The sequence below is a fragment of the Vibrio sp. 1249-1 genome, from assembly GCF_033340495.1.
The window spans coordinates 209,633-226,450 of sequence record NZ_JAWOWJ010000006.1 but is presented as its reverse complement, the minus strand read 5'-3'; the positions used below and the strand labels follow the sequence as shown (position 1 = coordinate 226,450).

Genomic DNA, 16,818 nt, shown 5'->3' with positions numbered 1-16,818 from the left:
GAAAAATGTCGTGTAAAGCATTACACCTAATGCGTAATTGGATTCATCAATAAACATAAAGTTCAACAAAAACGGCGAGAGCTTCTGCCCTCGCCGTTTTAAATGCCATGAACTTAAGCTCGATTAAACAATCGGCTTTTGACCACGCTCAGCTAACTTTAAAATCACACTATCAGCGACTTTACCCGCCACACCTGCTAGCTTGTCGGCCAGTTTTTTCTTTTGTACATAATGCACAGAAAGTACAGTTTTATCTTTGCATGCTGCAACAACGATATCATCAGATGTACTAATGTCATCCACCAAACCAAGCTCTTTCGCTTGTGTACCGAACCAGTGCTCACCAGTGGCTACTTTGTCTAGGTCCAAACTAGGACGACGCTCACGGATGAAGTCTTTAAACAAGACATGTGTTTCTTCAAGTTCTTGCTTAAACTTATCGCGCGCTTTATCGGTATTCTCACCGAACATCGTTAGCGTGCGTTTATATTCACCCGCTGTTAGTTGTTCGTACTCAATGTCATGTTTCTTCAACAGTTTGTTGAAGTTAGGAATTTGTGCGATAACGCCAATAGACCCCACAATTGCAAATGGTGCAGAAACAATCTTATCTGCTACACATGCCATCATGTAACCACCACTTGCCGCAACTTTGTCAACAGAGATGGTCAGAGGAAGACCCGCAGCTTTGATTCGGTCCAGTTGAGAAGAGGCAAGGCCGTAACCATGAACCATACCACCGCCAGACTCTAAGCGAAGTAACACTTCATCACCTTCACGTGCGACAGCCAAAATAGCGGTGATTTCTTCACGTAGAGACGCGACTTCTTTTGCGTCTATGCTACCGTTGAAATCAAGAACAAATAGGTGTGGTTCACGCTTGCTATCTAATGAACCGTCTTTGCTCGCTTGTTTGATTTCTTTCTCGCGAGATTTGTTCTTCTCTTTTTCTTCTTTCTTGACGGCTTTATCTCGAGCCTTGATGAAAGCATCGTCATGCAAATGATGCTCTAACTGCTCAACAGATTGTTTGTGTTGCTCTGAAAGGTTGGTAATCTCTAACTCCCCTTTCGCCGCACCCGATTTGCCACCAGCCGATTTTGCAATAATGAGCAGAACAATTATCGCAGCAACCACCGTGATAATTTTGGCCAGAAACAGACCATAATCTAATAAAAATTCCAACGAGAGCTCCTTTATCTCATTTCAGATGACGTTAGTATGTTACGCAGAAACATCAGCGAGAAGGCAGCGCGGTTTGTAACCACTTGTTCTGATTGATAGCATACCTAACGAAAGTTCTGGAATTGGTATAACACATGAATTGGTGTATTGTAACCATCTTGTCACGATTACCAAGATTTTCCATTGAGAAACAGGCGTTTTTTAGCGTCAATTAACTATCATGGACCCTCTTACAATAATAAGGATTTATCGCCGTGAACTACTCCGTTTCAGCTGATGCTCTAAAAGGTAAAGTCATTCTTGTTACTGGCGCTGGTAATGGCATCGGCCGTCAAGCCGCGCTTTCTTATGCCGAGCACGGTGCAACTGTTATTCTCTTGGGTAGAAATGTGCAAAACCTTGAATCTATCTATGATGAGATTGAAGCTGCTGGCTATCCACAAGCAGCTATCATTCCATTGGATCTCAAGGGCGCAACTCAGCAGAATTACATTGATATGGCAGAGACAATCGAAGGACAGTTTGGTCGCTTGGATGGTCTATTACACAACGCAGGTGTCTTGAGTTCGCTGTGTCCATTTGATCAAATCAAAGAGGAAGACTTCGACGATATCATGCAGATCAACGTGAAAGCCGAAGTGCTAATGACTCAAGCACTACTGCCTGTGATGCGTAAATCAGAAGCTGGGCGTATTATCTTTACCTCTTCAACCGTCGGCCACTCTGGCCGCGCATTCTGGGGGCCATACGCTATCTCTAAATTTGCCGTAGAAGGCATGATGCAAGTTTTGGCTGACGAGCTGAGTGATACACCGATCCGCGTTAACGCAATTAACCCTGGTGCCACTCGTACTCGCATGCGTGAAAAAGCATATCCGGGTGAAGATGCGAATACTCTCAAAACGCCACTGGATATCATGCCGCTATATTTGCACTTAATGGATCCTGCGGTTACCGATGTGAACGGTCAGTGCATCGACGCTCAACCGAAGCGTAAATAACTCATTCAGGTTACCTCACATAATCGATTGAAAAGGCAGCAAACGCTGCCTTTTTTCATTTCTCTCTTCATAAAAATCTTGCGACTTTCTCCCACAGAAATATACTGTACATATATACAGGTGTTTATTATGCAAGATATTATTCAGAACTTAAAAAGCCAACACCTTGTTTGGCAAGCAAATTTAACGAAAGCAGATCCTCAGCAGTTGCAGACTAGTTCCGGTTTTTCTGAATTAGATGATTTGCTCGGCGGAGGCTTTCCACCTCATGGCGTAGTGGAGATGGAATCTATTGGTAGTATTGGTGAATTGCGTTTGCTCGCTCCCTATTTAAAAGCCACTCAGACCAATGGTATAACCGCATTTATTCAACCACCTGCGCTAGTGAATTCTCTGTTTTTACACTACATCGGGTTGGATATAAACCAAGTGTGGGTTGTTAATCCAGCTCATCCCAAAGATGCTCTTTGGGCTGCAGAGCAATGTCTGAAAAGTGGGGTATGCAGTAATGTTTTGTTATGGCAAGAAGAGCTTGAAATACATCAAGTGAAACGCTTACAGGTAGCAAGTGAACAAGGGAGTTGCCCGCTCTTTATGCTTAAAACAGATACTATCAACCGCTTGTCTTTGCCTGTGTCACTCAGTTTAAAACTGAAAGGCGACGAGCAAGGGATTAATGTTGAAGTGCTGAAAAGGAAAGGAGGCTGGAATAGAGGTAGCGTTAGTATCGGCTTCCAACACCATTACCCGCAACTGGTGAAACCATCATCTGAAACTGTGCACTCGACTGTGGTCAATTTCCCACTGGCGAACCAAGGTTAGTGATATGGCTCTGTGGATTTACTTGCACTTCCCTCGCCTACAGCTAGACGCACTCTTTGGTGATAACCAAGAACAACCCGTGGTGATTGTCGAAAGCCAACGTTGCCAGATTATTCAATACAACGAGATTGCCGAACAACAAGGCATTAAGCCAGGTATGGGCCTAGGCAGTGCTGCGTCCTTGTGTCGAGATTTACAAGTGCATCCTTATCATCCACAAACCGAATTAAATAAATTACAAGAGGTAGCTCAGTGGTTGTATTTGATCACATCTGACGTTGTGTTGATGCCAAACCAAGGTATTTTACTGCGTGCTACTCCAATGCTCGCTCTGTATGAAGGGCTTGAAAACTATTGGAATAAAGTCAGAGCTCACTTATCGGAGCTGAAACTGAGTTTTCAATTCGGATGTGGTTTTTCTCCTTTTGCTGCCAAATTGATGGCAATATCAGGAGCGAACGTCATCAGTGAAGACAAATCTGCCATACAAAAAGCTTTATCACCACTACCGTTAAAACTGACAGATTTATCAAACGCTACCGTAGAGAAGTTACAACGTGTAGGTGTCACCACATTGCAAAACCTGCTTGAACTGCCATTGCAAGACATCGCACGACGCTTTGATATCGATTTGGTGAACTACGTTGGTCGACTGACTGGGCAGTTTAAACACCCTGTCGACTTTTATCACCCTACCGAATCCTTCCAAGTTTATTTAGAGCTGTTGTTTGAGATCGAAAACGTTCAGTGGATTGAAAAGCCGTTGGCCAAATTACTTCGTCAACTCGAAATCTTTCTTAAATTAAGAGATAAGGTCGCTTTTGAACTGTGTTTAACACTCCACCAGCGTGAGAAACAAGAGCAACACCTTCAACTCACTTCTGCGCAAGGTGATTACCTATGTCAGCGTTGGCAACAGTTAGCGAGTTTGAGCTTAGAGTCACTCTCGCTTAATGGCCCAGTCACAGGGCTAACGTTAAAAGTCATCCGTCAAGGTGAGCCTCTTAGTGCATCACGCGATCTCTTTGCTGGGCAGAAAGGAAACATGAATGCTTTAGAGTTGCTTTCTTTACTGCAAGCTAAATTGGGGAAAAGTGCCGTTTTAAAACCCAATATTGCTTGCGATCCTAGACCAGAAAAGGCCAGTCAGTATCGCCCTGCTGATGCTACGGATGAAAAGGGGCACGCCATACCATCCATACTACGCCCAGCAATGCAATTACCGACTCCCATTGTATTGCAAGAGCAAGTTTCTTTGGTCCACGGACCTGAGCGAATAGTTTCTGGGTGGTGGGATGGTGATGAGATCATGCGTGATTACTACATTGCACACACCAAGCAAGGCCGCTGGTTATGGATATTTCGTGATCAGCACAAGCACTGGTTTCTTCATGGCTATTTTTGTTAAATCGACAGTTATTTTTGTTGGGTCATTATGAGTTACGCGGAACTATTTTGTCAGTCTAACTTCTCTTTTTTGACTGGAGCTTCTCATGCAGAAGAGCTGGTACTCCAAGCTGCTTTCTATCGCTATCAAGCTCTAGCTATAACGGATGAATGTTCAGTCGCGGGCGTTGTCAAAGCCCATGCGACCATCGAACAACATAAACTCGATATCAAACAAATCGTTGGAAGTATGTTTTGGTTAAATGATGAATGCCAAATCGTACTGCTTTGCCCTTGTCGCAAGGCTTATGCCGAGTTGTGTCGTATCATCACAAACGCAAGAAGACGCAGTGAAAAAGGCAACTATCAACTGTTCGAATGGGATTTGATGTCGGTTCGACATTGTTTGGTATTGTGGCTGCCCACACATCAAGAGAGTGATCACTATTGGGGGCGCTGGCTCAATCAACACCACGCTAATCGTTTGTGGGTAGCGATTCAGCGCCATTTGAGTAACAACGATACTGAGTACATTGCGCACTGCGAGCAGTTAGCACATGAATTTCAATTACCTATAACTGCCTGCGGAGGCGTTCTCATGCATGACGTTGAACGCTTGCCATTACAGCATGTACTTACTGCTATAAAACATGGGTGTAGCGTCGATAAACTCGGTTTTGACCGTATTTCGAATACTGAGCGAGCGCTTCGTCCTTTTAAAAAGTTGATTCGGATTTACAAACCAGAATGGCTGGAAGAAAGTACTTACATCGCCGATTTATGCGAGTTTAAGCTCTCCGATTTAAAATACGAATATCCTACCGAGCTGATCCCAGATGGTTATACACCCGACTCTTACTTACGTATGTTGGTCGAACGTGGTAAAAAGCTGCGTTTTCCTGAAGGCGTGCCCGCAGAAGTCAATCAAACCATCGAGAATGAACTGGCGCTTATTCAAGAGCTTAAATACCACTACTACTTCCTTACTATTCACGACATCGTAATGTTTGCGAAACAGCAAGGTATTCTTTACCAAGGGCGAGGTTCCGCTGCAAACTCTGTAGTGTGTTATTGCCTGGAAATTACCGCCGTCGATCCTCGACAAATCGCTGTCTTATTCGAACGATTTATCAGTAAAGAACGTAAGGAACCGCCGGATATTGATGTGGACTTTGAACACGAGCGCCGTGAAGAAGTTATCCAGTATATTTACAAAAAATATGGTCGTGAGCGTGCAGCACTTGCTGCAACAGTGATCAGCTATCGCTTTAAAAGTGCCGTGCGTGAAGTCGGTAAAGCACTAGGGATTGAAGAGACCCAATTAGATTTTTTCATTAAGAACGTTAATCGCCGAGATCGCAGCCAAGGCTGGCAAGCTCAAATTATTGAACTTGGCTTACAACCAGAATCTCTCAAAGGGCAGCAGTTTATCCAATTGGTCAACGAGATCATTGGCTTCCCACGCCATTTATCTCAGCACGTAGGTGGCTTTGTAATTTCATCTGGCCCTTTATATGAGTTGGTACCTGTTGAAAATGCCTCGATGGAAGATCGCACTATCATTCAATGGGATAAAGACGATTTAGAAAGCTTGAAGCTACTAAAAGTCGATGTACTCGCACTCGGCATGTTAAACGCCATCAAAAAGTGCTTTCAACTGGTCGAGAAACATCACCAGCGATCCCTCTCGATTTCCGAGATCACTCGCCGACAAGATGATCCACACGTGTATCGCATGATCCAAAAAGCCGACACGATAGGCGTATTCCAAATAGAATCTCGTGCACAAATGAGCATGCTTCCTCACCTAAAGCCTGCTTGTTATTACGACTTAGTGATTCAAATTGCAATTGTTCGTCCAGGCCCTATTCAGGGTGATATGGTGCATCCTTTTTTAAAACGACGAGATCACAAAGAGCCTGTCAGTTATCCATCGGAAGAAGTAAAAAGCGTTCTTGAGCGGACTATGGGCGTCCCTATTTTCCAAGAGCAAGTCATCAAGCTAGCCATGGTAGCCGCAGGGTTTAGCGGCGGCGAGGCCGATCAACTCCGTCGAGCGATGGCATCATGGAAAAAGAATGGCGATCTCGCTAAATTCAGACCAAAACTGATCAATGGTATGCAAGAGAGAGGTTATGACTTAGCGTTTGCTGAGCGCATTTTCGATCAGATTTGCGGCTTTGGTGAGTACGGCTTCCCTGAAAGTCATTCAGCGTCTTTCGCAGTGCTGGCATATTGTTCTGCATGGTTAAAATATTATTACCCAGCCGAATTTTACACTGCATTATTGAACAGCCAACCAATGGGATTTTATAGCCCATCGCAATTAGTACAAGATGCTCGCAGACATGGCGTCGAAGTATTGCCGGTGTGCGTCAATCATTCAAAATATCAACATCATCTCGTCTCACGTCCGAATGGCAGGCTCGGCGTGCAACTTGGTTTTCGCTTGGTGAAAGGCTTTAACGCAGAAAGCGCACAAAGGCTTATTGAGCGCAAACCACTTAATGGTTACCGATCGATTCAAGAAGTAAAGCAGATATTAAGAAGCCGAAGTGACATTGAATTATTGGCTTCAGCCAATGCATTTCAGGCCTTATCGGGAAATCGTTATAACGCTCGCTGGGCAGCAATGGATTCCTTATCTGACCTACCATTGTTTCACAAGGTCGAAGAACCCAATGTTAGCTACCAGACTCAACCCTCTGAATATGAAAATTTAATTGAGGATTACGCAAGCACGGGACTATCTCTTAGCCGCCATCCAATTAAATTATTAGAAGAAACGGGCAAACTCCCTCACTTTACCCGCATGAGGCAACTGACAGAGAAACCGCATAAGTCACTGGTCACAGTGGTAGGTGTGGTAACAGGAAGACAATCTCCAGGCACCGCCGCTGGCGTGACATTTTTTACGTTAGAAGATGACACGGGCAACATTAATGTGGTCGTTTGGCAAGCGACAGCACGAGCCCAAAAGCAAGCGTATTTAGGCGCTAAAGTATTAATGGTGAAAGGCATTCTTGAAAAAGAGGGAGAAGTCACACACGTTATTGCTGGCAAGTTGATGGATTGCACGCACTACTTGAACAATCTACAAAGTAAATCTCGGGATTTCCATTAGTACAGAGGAATTAAGGAGAGAAATGTTAAAAATCAGAGAGAGGTGCGCTCCCTCTGATTTCACTAGATCTAATCATGCACTTTTAGAAAGCATCTGGCGTAATCGGTCTTGAGCAACTTCAACCAGCAGATCCGGTTGGAATTTAGATATAAAGCGATCACAGCCTACTTTTTGTACCATGGCTTCATTAAAACTACCGCTCAGAGAAGTGTTCAATGTGATAAACAACTTAGACATACGTGGATCTTGGCGCACTTCATGGGTCAGTTTATAACCGTCCATTTCAGGCATTTCAGCATCCGTAATCATCATCAACAGCTCTTTTTCTACATCTTTACCTTCATCACACCAACGTTTTAAAACCGTTAACGCTTCTAGCCCGTCACGGCACTCGATGATATTCATACCCAATTGAGAAAGCGTATCGCGAACTTGATTACGAGCTGTAGAGGAATCATCCACAATCAGAACATTACGCCCGACCATTGCTTGGGCCAATTCTTGATCGAGAATGTCCTCCGAGATAGTCACGTCGTAATGTACGATCTCTGCTAAAACTTTTTCAACGTCAATAATTTCGACAATTTGAGAGGCATCCCCCTCTTTGATTTGCGTGATAGCCGTGAGGTAATTCGAGCGACCAGACGTGGAAGGAGGCGGCTGAATTTCAGTCCATGCCGTATTAATAATGTTTTTAACCGGACCGACTAAGAAGCCCTGCACCGTGCGGTTGTACTCTGTCACGATCAAATTTTCTTCTTCCGCTTCACCACGTAAAGCAGGAAAACCAATTGCGCCTCGTAAATCAATCACTGGTACCGCTTCACCTCGTAGAGAAGCAACCCCACGAATATTGTAGTGCGATCCAGGGAGCTTGGTTAACGGTGGAAGCTTGATGACCTCTTTCACTTTGAACACATTAATCGCAAATAATTGGCGACTATTTAAAGTGAACAGCAGAAGCTCTAGTCGATTTTCACCAACCAAGTTTGTACGCTGGTCAACCGTATTTAACACTCCGGACATACTACTACCTAAATTATGGATAATTCTTATTTTACTCGAAATCATTACAGACACAGCAAGGTTATATAACCAAATAACCTTAAAATATTTGGCTTTTCGAGCACAGCTTTAAAGTACAACAGTTTTAGCGTATTACTTCTCTTTGCATCAGACGCAAAGTCACGCAGCACATTGAAAGCCATTTTGTTTATTTACTTGAGCTTTTTAGGAAATTACATGAATGGCGCAGATATAGCAATGCAACATAACTCAAATTCCCTTTCTAGTAATAGGCGATCAAAAAGGGTGAGCCGTTAAGTCTCACCCTAAATCACCTACAAATGCAGTCTCAACAGCCAGGCACATCATCATGTTAAAAAGTACTTAACCTTCCACAACCTTCATCAATAGTTGACCATCGTACAACGCTTGCTTAATCAACGCGGCACCAGGCATTGTGGCTTGCTTATAGAAACGAGATTCCACCAGCTCAAGATCTTGGTGATAAACAGGTAAACTCTGCTCTTCGATACAGCGACGAACCGCAGGATAAAGCACATCTTTTGCTTGGTTAATCACACCACCGATCAAGATTTTCTCAGGGTTAAATAAGTTGATCACAATAGCAATTGCAGAGCCTAAGTAGCCTCCAAGTTTTTCAATCACATCGACGGCCAAAGGATCACCGTTTGCAGCGGCTTCACAAATGCTCTCAATACTCATTTCTTCTTGTTTAGCAAGAATAGAGTCTTCGCCATCAGCGATTCGTCTTACGACTTCTTCACGAATTGCCTGAGAACTGGCAACGGTTTCCAAACAGCCAATATTGCCGCAATGACAACGTTTTCCATTTGGGTCAATTTGAATATGCCCGAGTTCACCAATGTTACCGTGACGGCCTTGCAAAACGCGCCCATCCAGAATGATGCCCGCACCTAAACCGTGGTGGATAGAGATAAGAACGGAGTTGTCATTATCTTGAGAATGGCCGAAAAGCTTTTCTGCTAATGCCCAAGCTCGCGTGTCATTGGCAATGAAAACTGGCAAGCCTGTTGCTTTGTATATCTCTGGTCCAAGAGCAAGATTTTCGACATTGTAATGAGGCATCTGCAAAACGACACCTTGCTCTGAGTTCACGAGACCAGGCAGCGTAAGGGCAATACTGGTAACACGATCAAGTTGATCCGCGTAAGTCTGAAAGAATTCATCAATTTCGTAAAGCAGGCGCTCAAGCACATCGTCTTGATCAAGCTCGTGTATCTCGATTTTAGTATCGATCAGTACATCACCGCCTAACTCATGCAAAGCAATGGTTAAATAACCTCGCCCCAAACGCATTGACAAAAATTGCCAACCTTCATTATTGACCTGCAAACCGACAGCAGGTCGACCACGACTCGTCGCTTCTTGTACTGTCGTTTCATGAATCAAGTGCGCTTCAATTAATTCTCGAGTGATTTTGGTGATACTAGCAGGAGCAAGCTCACTCTGCTTGGACAAATCAATTCGAGAAATAGGACCTTTTAGGTCAATTAGTTTATATACACGACCAGCATTGACCTGTTTGATATGATCAATATGGCCCGGTTGAGCCATGTACATCTTGCACTCCGAAATTCTATAACGGGACAATTTTTTTACTTTGCGAACTAATTGTGAAGTGAATTAATAAATCCCCGTGACAAGCATCACGTATAAACCTGTTTGTTTGTGTATTCAATCAAATAACGAAGAATCTACTCCTGTTAAATTGTTTGAAAAATAACTTATTTTTATTCACTAAATTATGAAGTAATGCCTTTAAAGCAGCGTATTTTTATCAATAAGGCCATTGCCTGTCGAATATCTGTCTGTTTTACCGGGGTTACTCTTAATGTAAACATTCTGTGCATATACTTATATTCAAGTAGCTTTAAGGTGTGGGCTAAGCGAGGCTAACCTTGAGAGCGATTGCGTAAAGTAAGGATAGAGTTCAAGTTACCTTTACACACACATTCATCGGAGAATCTATGACTTCCAAATTAAGACGAACAAAAATTGTCACTACGCTGGGTCCTTCAACGGATAAGGACAATATACTTGAGGAGATCATCAAAGCCGGTGCAAACGTTGTCCGTATGAATTTTTCACATGGAACCAGTGAAGACCACATTCAACGTGCGAACAAAGTCCGTACCATTGCAGCAAGACTTGGGCGTCAGGTTGCAATTCTTGGTGATTTACAAGGCCCTAAAATCCGTGTATCAACGTTTAAAGACGGCCAAGTCATTTTGAATGTGGGCGATAAATTCACATTAGATAGTGATTTACCAAAAGGTGAAGGCAATCAAGAATCTGTAGGGTTAGATTATAAAGAACTACCGCAAGATGTTTCACCAAATGACATTTTATTACTCGATGATGGACGCGTTCAGCTGCAAGTTACCAAAGTAGAGGGTAATAAAGTTCATACCCGTGTGATTGTCGGTGGTCCACTGTCCAACAATAAAGGGATCAACAAAAAAGGCGGCGGATTGTCAGCCGATGCGCTCACAGAGAAAGATAAAGCCGACATTCTTACCGCCGCAGCAATTCAAGTAGACTACCTTGCTATTTCATTCCCGCGTAACGGCGAAGACATGCATTACGCTCGACGCTTAGCCAGAGATGCAGGCCTTGAAGCCATGTTAGTGGCTAAAGTCGAACGAGCAGAAACCGTCGCGACCAATGAGTCTATTGACGACATTATTCTCGCATCCGATGTAGTGATGGTTGCACGTGGTGACCTTGGTGTAGAAATCGGTGACCCTGAGCTCATAGGTGTCCAGAAAAAACTGATTCGCCGCGCACGCAGTTTAAACCGTATCGTGATTACTGCGACACAAATGATGGAGTCCATGATTACTAGCCCAATGCCAACGCGTGCTGAAGTGATGGATGTGGCCAATGCGGTTCTAGACGGCACTGACGCGGTGATGCTTTCTGGAGAGACCGCTGCAGGTAAATATCCTGTAGAAACGGTCAAATCCATGGCCGAAGTATGTGTGGGGGCAGAAAAAATGTCGGAGGCAAGTCTATCAACCTATCGCTTAGATAGAACCTTCGAAACCGCTGAAGAAACCATCGCAATGGCAACCATGTACTCTGCGAATCACATGGAAGGAATTAAAGCGATGATCTCGTTAACTGAGTCCGGCAGGACTGCGTTGATGATGTCTCGCTTAAGCTCTGGCTTGCCAATATTTGCCTTATCACGGAATGAATCGACACTAAATCGAGCAGCATTATACCGAGGCGTGACACCTGTATATTTCGAGTCAAAAAGTGATGCGGGTTTACCAACGGCTCAAGCAGCTATTACTAGCCTTAAAGAGCAAGGGTTCTTGCACAAAGGTGATTTAGTCATTATTACTCAAGGCGATGTAATGGATGTTGTTGGCTCAACCAACTGCATGCGCATTCTACAAGCGTAGTAGTTATACTTAACCGGAGTTAACCACAAGAACCCGCAAATAAGGCTCCGAAAATGGAGCCTTATTTATATGCTTTGTATATTGCGCACATCGTGAACGTAAGAAGGTTTATGCACTCTCTCTACCATCAATTTCAACATCCAGCTGGTCATAGAGTTGAACTAGGTTAAACCCAGCTTGAAGCCCAAGTTGATAGTCATGCTCTAGTGACTCTTGGTCACTTAACAAAGAAGAAGAACGAAGTCCCTCTTTAGGCGCAACTTGTAAAATAAAAGTGTCGTCAGGTGGAGCAGATATAAAGGCCTGAGTGAGCTCAAATGTTTGATAATGAATCATCAGCATGTCGGCTAAACCTGAATCAAAATTCTCACCAATCAGATGACTTAAACGATACAAGTTATCGGCACCGAACAACCAACGACCTCCATTTAACAGCATTTTCCCTGCAAGCTTCGATTGATGTGCTGCATTAATTTTTTGTTGGAAGAACGACGCCCAATCCAGCTTCCACTGATTCACTTTTTGCTGCCATGATTGCTGTACTGAGTTGATAGACTCTCGATACCATTCGACAGGCACATCCCCCACTTCACTTTGGGCTCTCGCTTCAATCTCTGAAAACGGCTCTGTGCGAATGACAATAATGTTGCGAGCATTCTGACGCCACGCTTCTTGAACAGGGATAGAGGCAGACACGCCGCCATCAACAAACTTATTGCCATTTACGTCGACAGGTCCGTGGTACAACTTGGGAATCGCACATGTCGCTAGCATAGTGTTAAACCACGAGTCATCCAAGATTGGTAGATATTGATCTGATAGCGTCTCTATATTCGTTACCGCAGCAAACGCTCCTCGTTTTCCCAATGCACTACGACCTAAATCAAGGTCAAGCTTGTATGGGAAATCTTGAATCCGTTCTAATGCCCACTCTAAACCTAAGTACTGCTGCTTTCGGATATAGCGAAACAGATTAAAAAATTCAGGAGACGTTGTCAGCTCGGTAATAAAAGCTTTGCCCATGCCATGTTGACGACACAAGTAAGAACATAAGTTAAGTGCTCCGGCAGAGGTGCCATAGAATTCATCGAAAGGATCGAAGTTGGAAAGTAAAAAGGCGTCTAAAACGCCAGCGGTAAAAATCCCTCTCTGCCCTCCACCTTGCGTGACTAAAGCAGTTTTACCATGCCTAAAGTGCTCATAAACTTTTACATCAAGCTCTGCATGGCTTTCTGTGATTATACCGCTGTTACGTATCATAGGCTCACGCCATTTTGTTAAAACGTTTGGTAAAAGTGGTTATCTTAAGCTGTTGTAATAGCAATGATGCCAAATGACAAAAGCACTGCAAAAACAGTCACCACAATGATTAATGCGGATTTTAGATCGTGTTCCATAGACACCTCCTTAATATGTAACAAATTAATAACACCGGTGTGAAATATGTTCAAGATTTGCTTAATTTAGTCGCGCAATTTTGACTAACCCATCACAATTAGCTTAGTCATAATAAGGAGATAGGGCATGAACCAAAAACTCAGCTGGCTAGTAGGAATCATGATGATGAGTACTGCTATCAATGCACAAGCGAATATCATCGTTACACCATACATAGGCTATACAGGAGGCGGCCAAGTAGAGGATGAAAGTGGTAATACATACGATCTCGACCCCGCAGTGAACTACGCTCTTTCAGTCGAGACTCCCTTAGAAAAAGGAAGGATCGGATTGTTTTACTCCAATCAATCGACGGAACTTGAAAAGCTGTCCAACTCAGCAGATATACATTATCTGCACTTCCAAAGCAGCATGTACTATCCTGTCGCAGAAAATTGGCAAACCTATATCGGTGTAGGTTTGGGCGCTTCTTATGCCGATGTGGATTGGGTAGACAAAAAATACGGATTTTCGGCTAGCGCTTTTGCAGGGCTGGAATATGAATTTTCAAAGAACTTTGCATTAACAGCCCAACTGAGATGGTTAGGTACGGTCGTTGATAACGATACATCTGGCGCCTGTACTCTACCTAATGACGGCTCAAGCTGTATCATTAAGTTCGATACTGATTGGATGAACCAATTCCAATCAAATGTCGGTTTTAGTTTCCGCTTCTAATTTTTATGCATGTTCCTTTGTAGGACTCGTCACAAAGAACGCTGAACGAGTCCTGCACAGAGCCGATAAAGGATATCGTCTAAACACCATTGTTTGGCAAAGTAACGAAGCATCATCTAGATAGGTGCACAAAAGATAGCCGTACGCCCTAATTAATCAAAATAGTCTTAAACACCAAAGCAATTATTAGATCCCAGTCATTTATTCCAGACAAACAACCACCCAACCACACAAAACCACAATCAAACTCAAATTTAACAAGATTAAAACCATACAACGCATCTGAATTAACATTTAGATTCTATTGCGCTAAGTATTATTAGAAGTTAGTCTGATCAGTGAAAACAGATAAATATTTCAGTTTTATCAAACACACATTAAAATTTTAAGATTAATAATCTACTTTCTCTTACAGTAGACAGAATATAGCTCTATAAAATTATAAGAAGTTAGAATTAAGGATAGAAAAGCTGATGGATAACAGCGGTCCTTTCTTCCAACTGTTTGCGCAATTATTACTGTGTTACGTAGAGAGCTTCATTCCTCAGGGAGTCTTATAGGAGTCAAATATGAAGCGAGAACAATGGGGATCCCGGGCGGGATTCATCTTAGCAGCAGTTGGGTCTGCTATCGGTTTGGGAAACATTTGGCGTTTCCCATACATGGCCTATGAAAACGGTGGCGGCGCATTTTTTATTCCTTACATTTTTGCCATGATCACTGCCGGTATTCCATTTATGATCCTTGAGTTCAGTATGGGACAAAAATACCGAGGCTCGGCCCCAAAAACACTTGCGAAAATTCATTCTAAATTTGAATGGCTTGGCTGGTTCCAAGTTGGTGTGGCTGCAGTTATTGCCGTTTACTATGTGGCTGTTATCGGTTGGTCGATTTCTTACTTTGGGTTGTCGTTTACTCAAGGTTGGGGAACCGATACCAACGCATTTTTCTTTAGTGAATACCTAAAGCTAGGTGACAACTCACCAACAGACTTAGGCAGTATTCAATGGAAGATTGCTTTATCCATGGTGATTGCTTGGGCAATTACTTACACCGCTATTGCCAAAGGCGTGAAATCAGGAATTGAAAGAGCATCTAAAATTATGATGCCAATCCTATTCTTGATGGTGATTTTCTTAATCGGACGTATGATTTTCTTGCCAGGAGCTCTAGATGGCGTGAACTACATGTTCGAACCCGATTTCAGCAAAATTTGGGATGTGAAAGTATGGGCAGCGGCATATGGTCAGATCTTCTTTACGCTAAGTATCGGCTTCGCCATCATGCTAGCTTACTCTAGCTACCTACCAGAAAAGTCAGACATAACGAATAACGCGTTTATGACCGTGTTGATCAACTGTGGCTTCTCGATCCTAGCCGGCATCATGATCTTCTCAGTATTGGGTTACATGGCTCAAGAGCAAGGTAAGCCGTTAACAGAGGTGGTATCTGCAGGCGTTGGCTTGGCTTTTGTTACTTTACCTGCGGCAATTAACCTACTACCTGCCCCATATATTCTTGGTCCACTGTTCTTCTTTGCACTGGTGGTTGCTGGTCTAAGTTCGCATATTTCAATTATGGAAGCCGTAACTTCAGCCATTATCGACAAGCTGAAGTGGAGCCGTAAAAAAGCTGCAAATGTTGTGATTGGTATTGGCTTCGTTGTCTCTATGGCGTTTGCTACCAATGGCGGTCTGCTGCTACTCGATCTAGTAGACCACTTTGCAAACAACGTTGGCATCATGGTTGGTGGTCTGGTTGAGATTGTCTTGATGGCGTGGCTATTGAAGCGCGTGCCAGAAGTACGTAATTACGTTAACGAGCGCTCTGATTTCTCTGTTGGTCAATGGTTCGAGATCTGCTTACGCTTCGTTACACCAATCATGCTCGCCATTATCTTAGCGACCAAGCTATACGCCCTAACCACTGAAGGCTACGGTGGCTATGATCTAACTTTAGGCTGGGCACTTATCGCCGCACTCTTTATCTTTGGTCTAGTGATCAACGCAGTGAACCGCAAGGAGACAGCAAAATGACAATCAGCGCAATTATTATGATGGTTATTGGTTTAGGTATCACTTGGGGCGGCGCTGCCGTTTGCATCAAGCGAGCCATGGATAAACAATAGAACGTTAAGTTCCACATAAAAAACGCCGGTAGTTACCGGCGTTTTTTTATACATACATTAGTTCAATTCTAGAAACTGTACTTGATGCCAACGGCGCCGCCAAGTTGCAAGTCAGCACCTTTGTAAAGATCTAGCTCTGGGTGTATTTGACCATAAAGGTCCCAGCCGCGTGATAAATCCCAGTTCACGCCAAGTGGTACTCTCACACCAAACTCGTCATCCCATTCATACCAGCCACCAACGCCGACATACCAAGTCACAGGCATGTTTTGATCGAATGTTCCACGCTTAGCGATGTAATCAAACGCCATACCATCGTTTCCGATAATGCCACGATATTTGTTATCTAACTCTACAACAACACTTAATTGTTGATCGACAGCCATACCAACTGATAGATCCGTTGGTTCGCTTGCCGCCATTGCCGTACTAGAAACTAGTCCCAAAAATAAAATGAATTTGTTCTTCATACACGTTATCAATTATTCAAAAAAACATTATTCGCTATTCAAACATAATGGCATATCAATATGTCAACGATGGGTAAGCTCGATGTATGAAAAAGCTGACAAAAGTAAAGATGAGTTTAGGATCACACTA

The 16,818-nt window shown here is 43.4% G+C and carries 14 protein-coding genes; 8 read left to right on the top strand and 6 right to left on the bottom strand.

From position 1 onward, the window contains the following. Positions 1-123: 123 nt before the first annotated feature. Positions 124-1,185: a protease SohB gene (gene sohB, locus R7Z50_RS13480; protein ID WP_005385819.1), complete on the bottom strand. Its 1,062-nt coding sequence runs from the start codon at positions 1,183-1,185 to the stop codon at positions 124-126. Between the two features lie 254 nt (positions 1,186-1,439). On the opposite strand from sohB, the gene R7Z50_RS13475 reads away from it, so the two are divergent. From R7Z50_RS13475 to R7Z50_RS13460, 4 genes are all read left to right on the top strand, one after another. Next, a complete protein-coding gene (locus tag R7Z50_RS13475; protein WP_005372980.1) occupies positions 1,440-2,186 on the top strand; it encodes a YciK family oxidoreductase in 747 nt (248 codons plus the stop codon). Between the two features lie 129 nt (positions 2,187-2,315). Beyond that, complete coding sequence (imuA, locus tag R7Z50_RS13470; protein WP_054577653.1) at positions 2,316-3,008, top strand: translesion DNA synthesis-associated protein ImuA; 693 nt, start codon at positions 2,316-2,318, stop codon at positions 3,006-3,008. 4 nt (positions 3,009-3,012) lie between these two features. Further along, complete coding sequence (locus R7Z50_RS13465; RefSeq protein ID WP_206970736.1) at positions 3,013-4,416, top strand: Y-family DNA polymerase; 1,404 nt, start codon at positions 3,013-3,015, stop codon at positions 4,414-4,416. Between the two features lie 27 nt (positions 4,417-4,443). Beyond that, a complete protein-coding gene (locus tag R7Z50_RS13460; RefSeq protein ID WP_206970737.1) occupies positions 4,444-7,518 on the top strand; it encodes an error-prone DNA polymerase in 3,075 nt (1,024 codons plus the stop codon). Positions 7,519-7,590: 72 nt separating this feature from the next. Here the strand turns inward: R7Z50_RS13460 and R7Z50_RS13455 are convergent, their stop codons facing one another. Both R7Z50_RS13455 and R7Z50_RS13450 read right to left on the bottom strand, forming a co-directional pair. After that, on the bottom strand, positions 7,591-8,544 hold the full coding sequence (locus tag R7Z50_RS13455; RefSeq protein ID WP_005372976.1) for a chemotaxis protein CheV: 954 nt from the start codon (positions 8,542-8,544) through the stop codon (positions 7,591-7,593). Positions 8,545-8,907: 363 nt separating this feature from the next. Further along, positions 8,908-10,125: an ROK family protein gene (locus tag R7Z50_RS13450; protein ID WP_005372973.1), complete on the bottom strand. Its 1,218-nt coding sequence runs from the start codon at positions 10,123-10,125 to the stop codon at positions 8,908-8,910. Between the two features lie 407 nt (positions 10,126-10,532). Here R7Z50_RS13450 and pyk point away from each other — a divergent pair, with 407 nt between their 5' ends. After that, a complete protein-coding gene (pyk, locus tag R7Z50_RS13445) occupies positions 10,533-11,975 on the top strand; it encodes a pyruvate kinase (RefSeq protein ID WP_005372972.1) in 1,443 nt (480 codons plus the stop codon). A gap of 108 nt (positions 11,976-12,083) precedes the next feature. On the opposite strand, the gene R7Z50_RS13440 is transcribed toward pyk, so the two are convergent. Together R7Z50_RS13440 and R7Z50_RS13435 are read right to left on the bottom strand one after the other, a co-directional pair. Next, complete coding sequence (locus tag R7Z50_RS13440) at positions 12,084-13,235, bottom strand: patatin family protein (protein WP_005372971.1); 1,152 nt, start codon at positions 13,233-13,235, stop codon at positions 12,084-12,086. 44 nt (positions 13,236-13,279) lie between these two features. Then, the gene (locus R7Z50_RS13435) at positions 13,280-13,372 is read right to left on the bottom strand and encodes a YnhF family membrane protein (protein WP_005372970.1); all 93 of its coding nucleotides are present in this window, start codon (positions 13,370-13,372) and stop codon (positions 13,280-13,282) included. Positions 13,373-13,499: 127 nt separating this feature from the next. On the opposite strand from R7Z50_RS13435, the gene R7Z50_RS13430 reads away from it, so the two are divergent. From R7Z50_RS13430 to R7Z50_RS13420, 3 genes are all read left to right on the top strand, one after another. After that, positions 13,500-14,090, top strand: coding sequence for an outer membrane protein (locus tag R7Z50_RS13430; protein ID WP_206970738.1), 591 nt, complete (start codon positions 13,500-13,502; stop codon positions 14,088-14,090). Between the two features lie 569 nt (positions 14,091-14,659). Then, the gene (locus R7Z50_RS13425; protein WP_054574792.1) at positions 14,660-16,126 is read left to right on the top strand and encodes a sodium-dependent transporter; all 1,467 of its coding nucleotides are present in this window, start codon (positions 14,660-14,662) and stop codon (positions 16,124-16,126) included. Further along, a complete protein-coding gene (locus R7Z50_RS13420) occupies positions 16,123-16,218 on the top strand; it encodes a MetS family NSS transporter small subunit (protein ID WP_005372963.1) in 96 nt (31 codons plus the stop codon). Before R7Z50_RS13425 ends, R7Z50_RS13420 begins: the two co-directional genes overlap by 4 nt. Before the next feature lie 68 nt (positions 16,219-16,286). On the opposite strand, the gene R7Z50_RS13415 is transcribed toward R7Z50_RS13420, so the two are convergent. Then, positions 16,287-16,688, bottom strand: a complete 402-nt coding sequence (locus R7Z50_RS13415; protein ID WP_053349624.1) for a hypothetical protein — start codon at positions 16,686-16,688, stop codon at positions 16,287-16,289. Between the last annotated feature and the right edge of the window lie 130 nt (positions 16,689-16,818).

Bases quoted from the DNA above. Each gene is read 5' to 3' on its own strand.
- imuA (WP_054577653.1), top strand. From the start codon at position 2,316: ATGCAAGATATTATTCAGAACTTAAAAAGCCAACACCTTGTTTGGCAA.
- R7Z50_RS13465 (WP_206970736.1), top strand. From the start codon at position 3,013: ATGGCTCTGTGGATTTACTTGCACTTCCCTCGCCTACAGCTAGACGCA.
- R7Z50_RS13460 (WP_206970737.1), top strand. From the start codon at position 4,444: ATGAGTTACGCGGAACTATTTTGTCAGTCTAACTTCTCTTTTTTGACT.
- R7Z50_RS13455 (WP_005372976.1), bottom strand. From the start codon at position 8,544: ATGTCCGGAGTGTTAAATACGGTTGACCAGCGTACAAACTTGGTTGGT.
- R7Z50_RS13450 (WP_005372973.1), bottom strand. From the start codon at position 10,125: ATGTACATGGCTCAACCGGGCCATATTGATCATATCAAACAGGTCAAT.
- pyk (WP_005372972.1), top strand. From the start codon at position 10,533: ATGACTTCCAAATTAAGACGAACAAAAATTGTCACTACGCTGGGTCCT.
- R7Z50_RS13440 (WP_005372971.1), bottom strand. From the start codon at position 13,235: ATGATACGTAACAGCGGTATAATCACAGAAAGCCATGCAGAGCTTGAT.
- R7Z50_RS13435 (WP_005372970.1), bottom strand. From the start codon at position 13,372: ATGGAACACGATCTAAAATCCGCATTAATCATTGTGGTGACTGTTTTT.
- R7Z50_RS13430 (WP_206970738.1), top strand. From the start codon at position 13,500: ATGAACCAAAAACTCAGCTGGCTAGTAGGAATCATGATGATGAGTACT.
- R7Z50_RS13425 (WP_054574792.1), top strand. From the start codon at position 14,660: ATGAAGCGAGAACAATGGGGATCCCGGGCGGGATTCATCTTAGCAGCA.
- R7Z50_RS13420 (WP_005372963.1), top strand. From the start codon at position 16,123: ATGACAATCAGCGCAATTATTATGATGGTTATTGGTTTAGGTATCACT.
- R7Z50_RS13415 (WP_053349624.1), bottom strand. From the start codon at position 16,688: ATGAAGAACAAATTCATTTTATTTTTGGGACTAGTTTCTAGTACGGCA.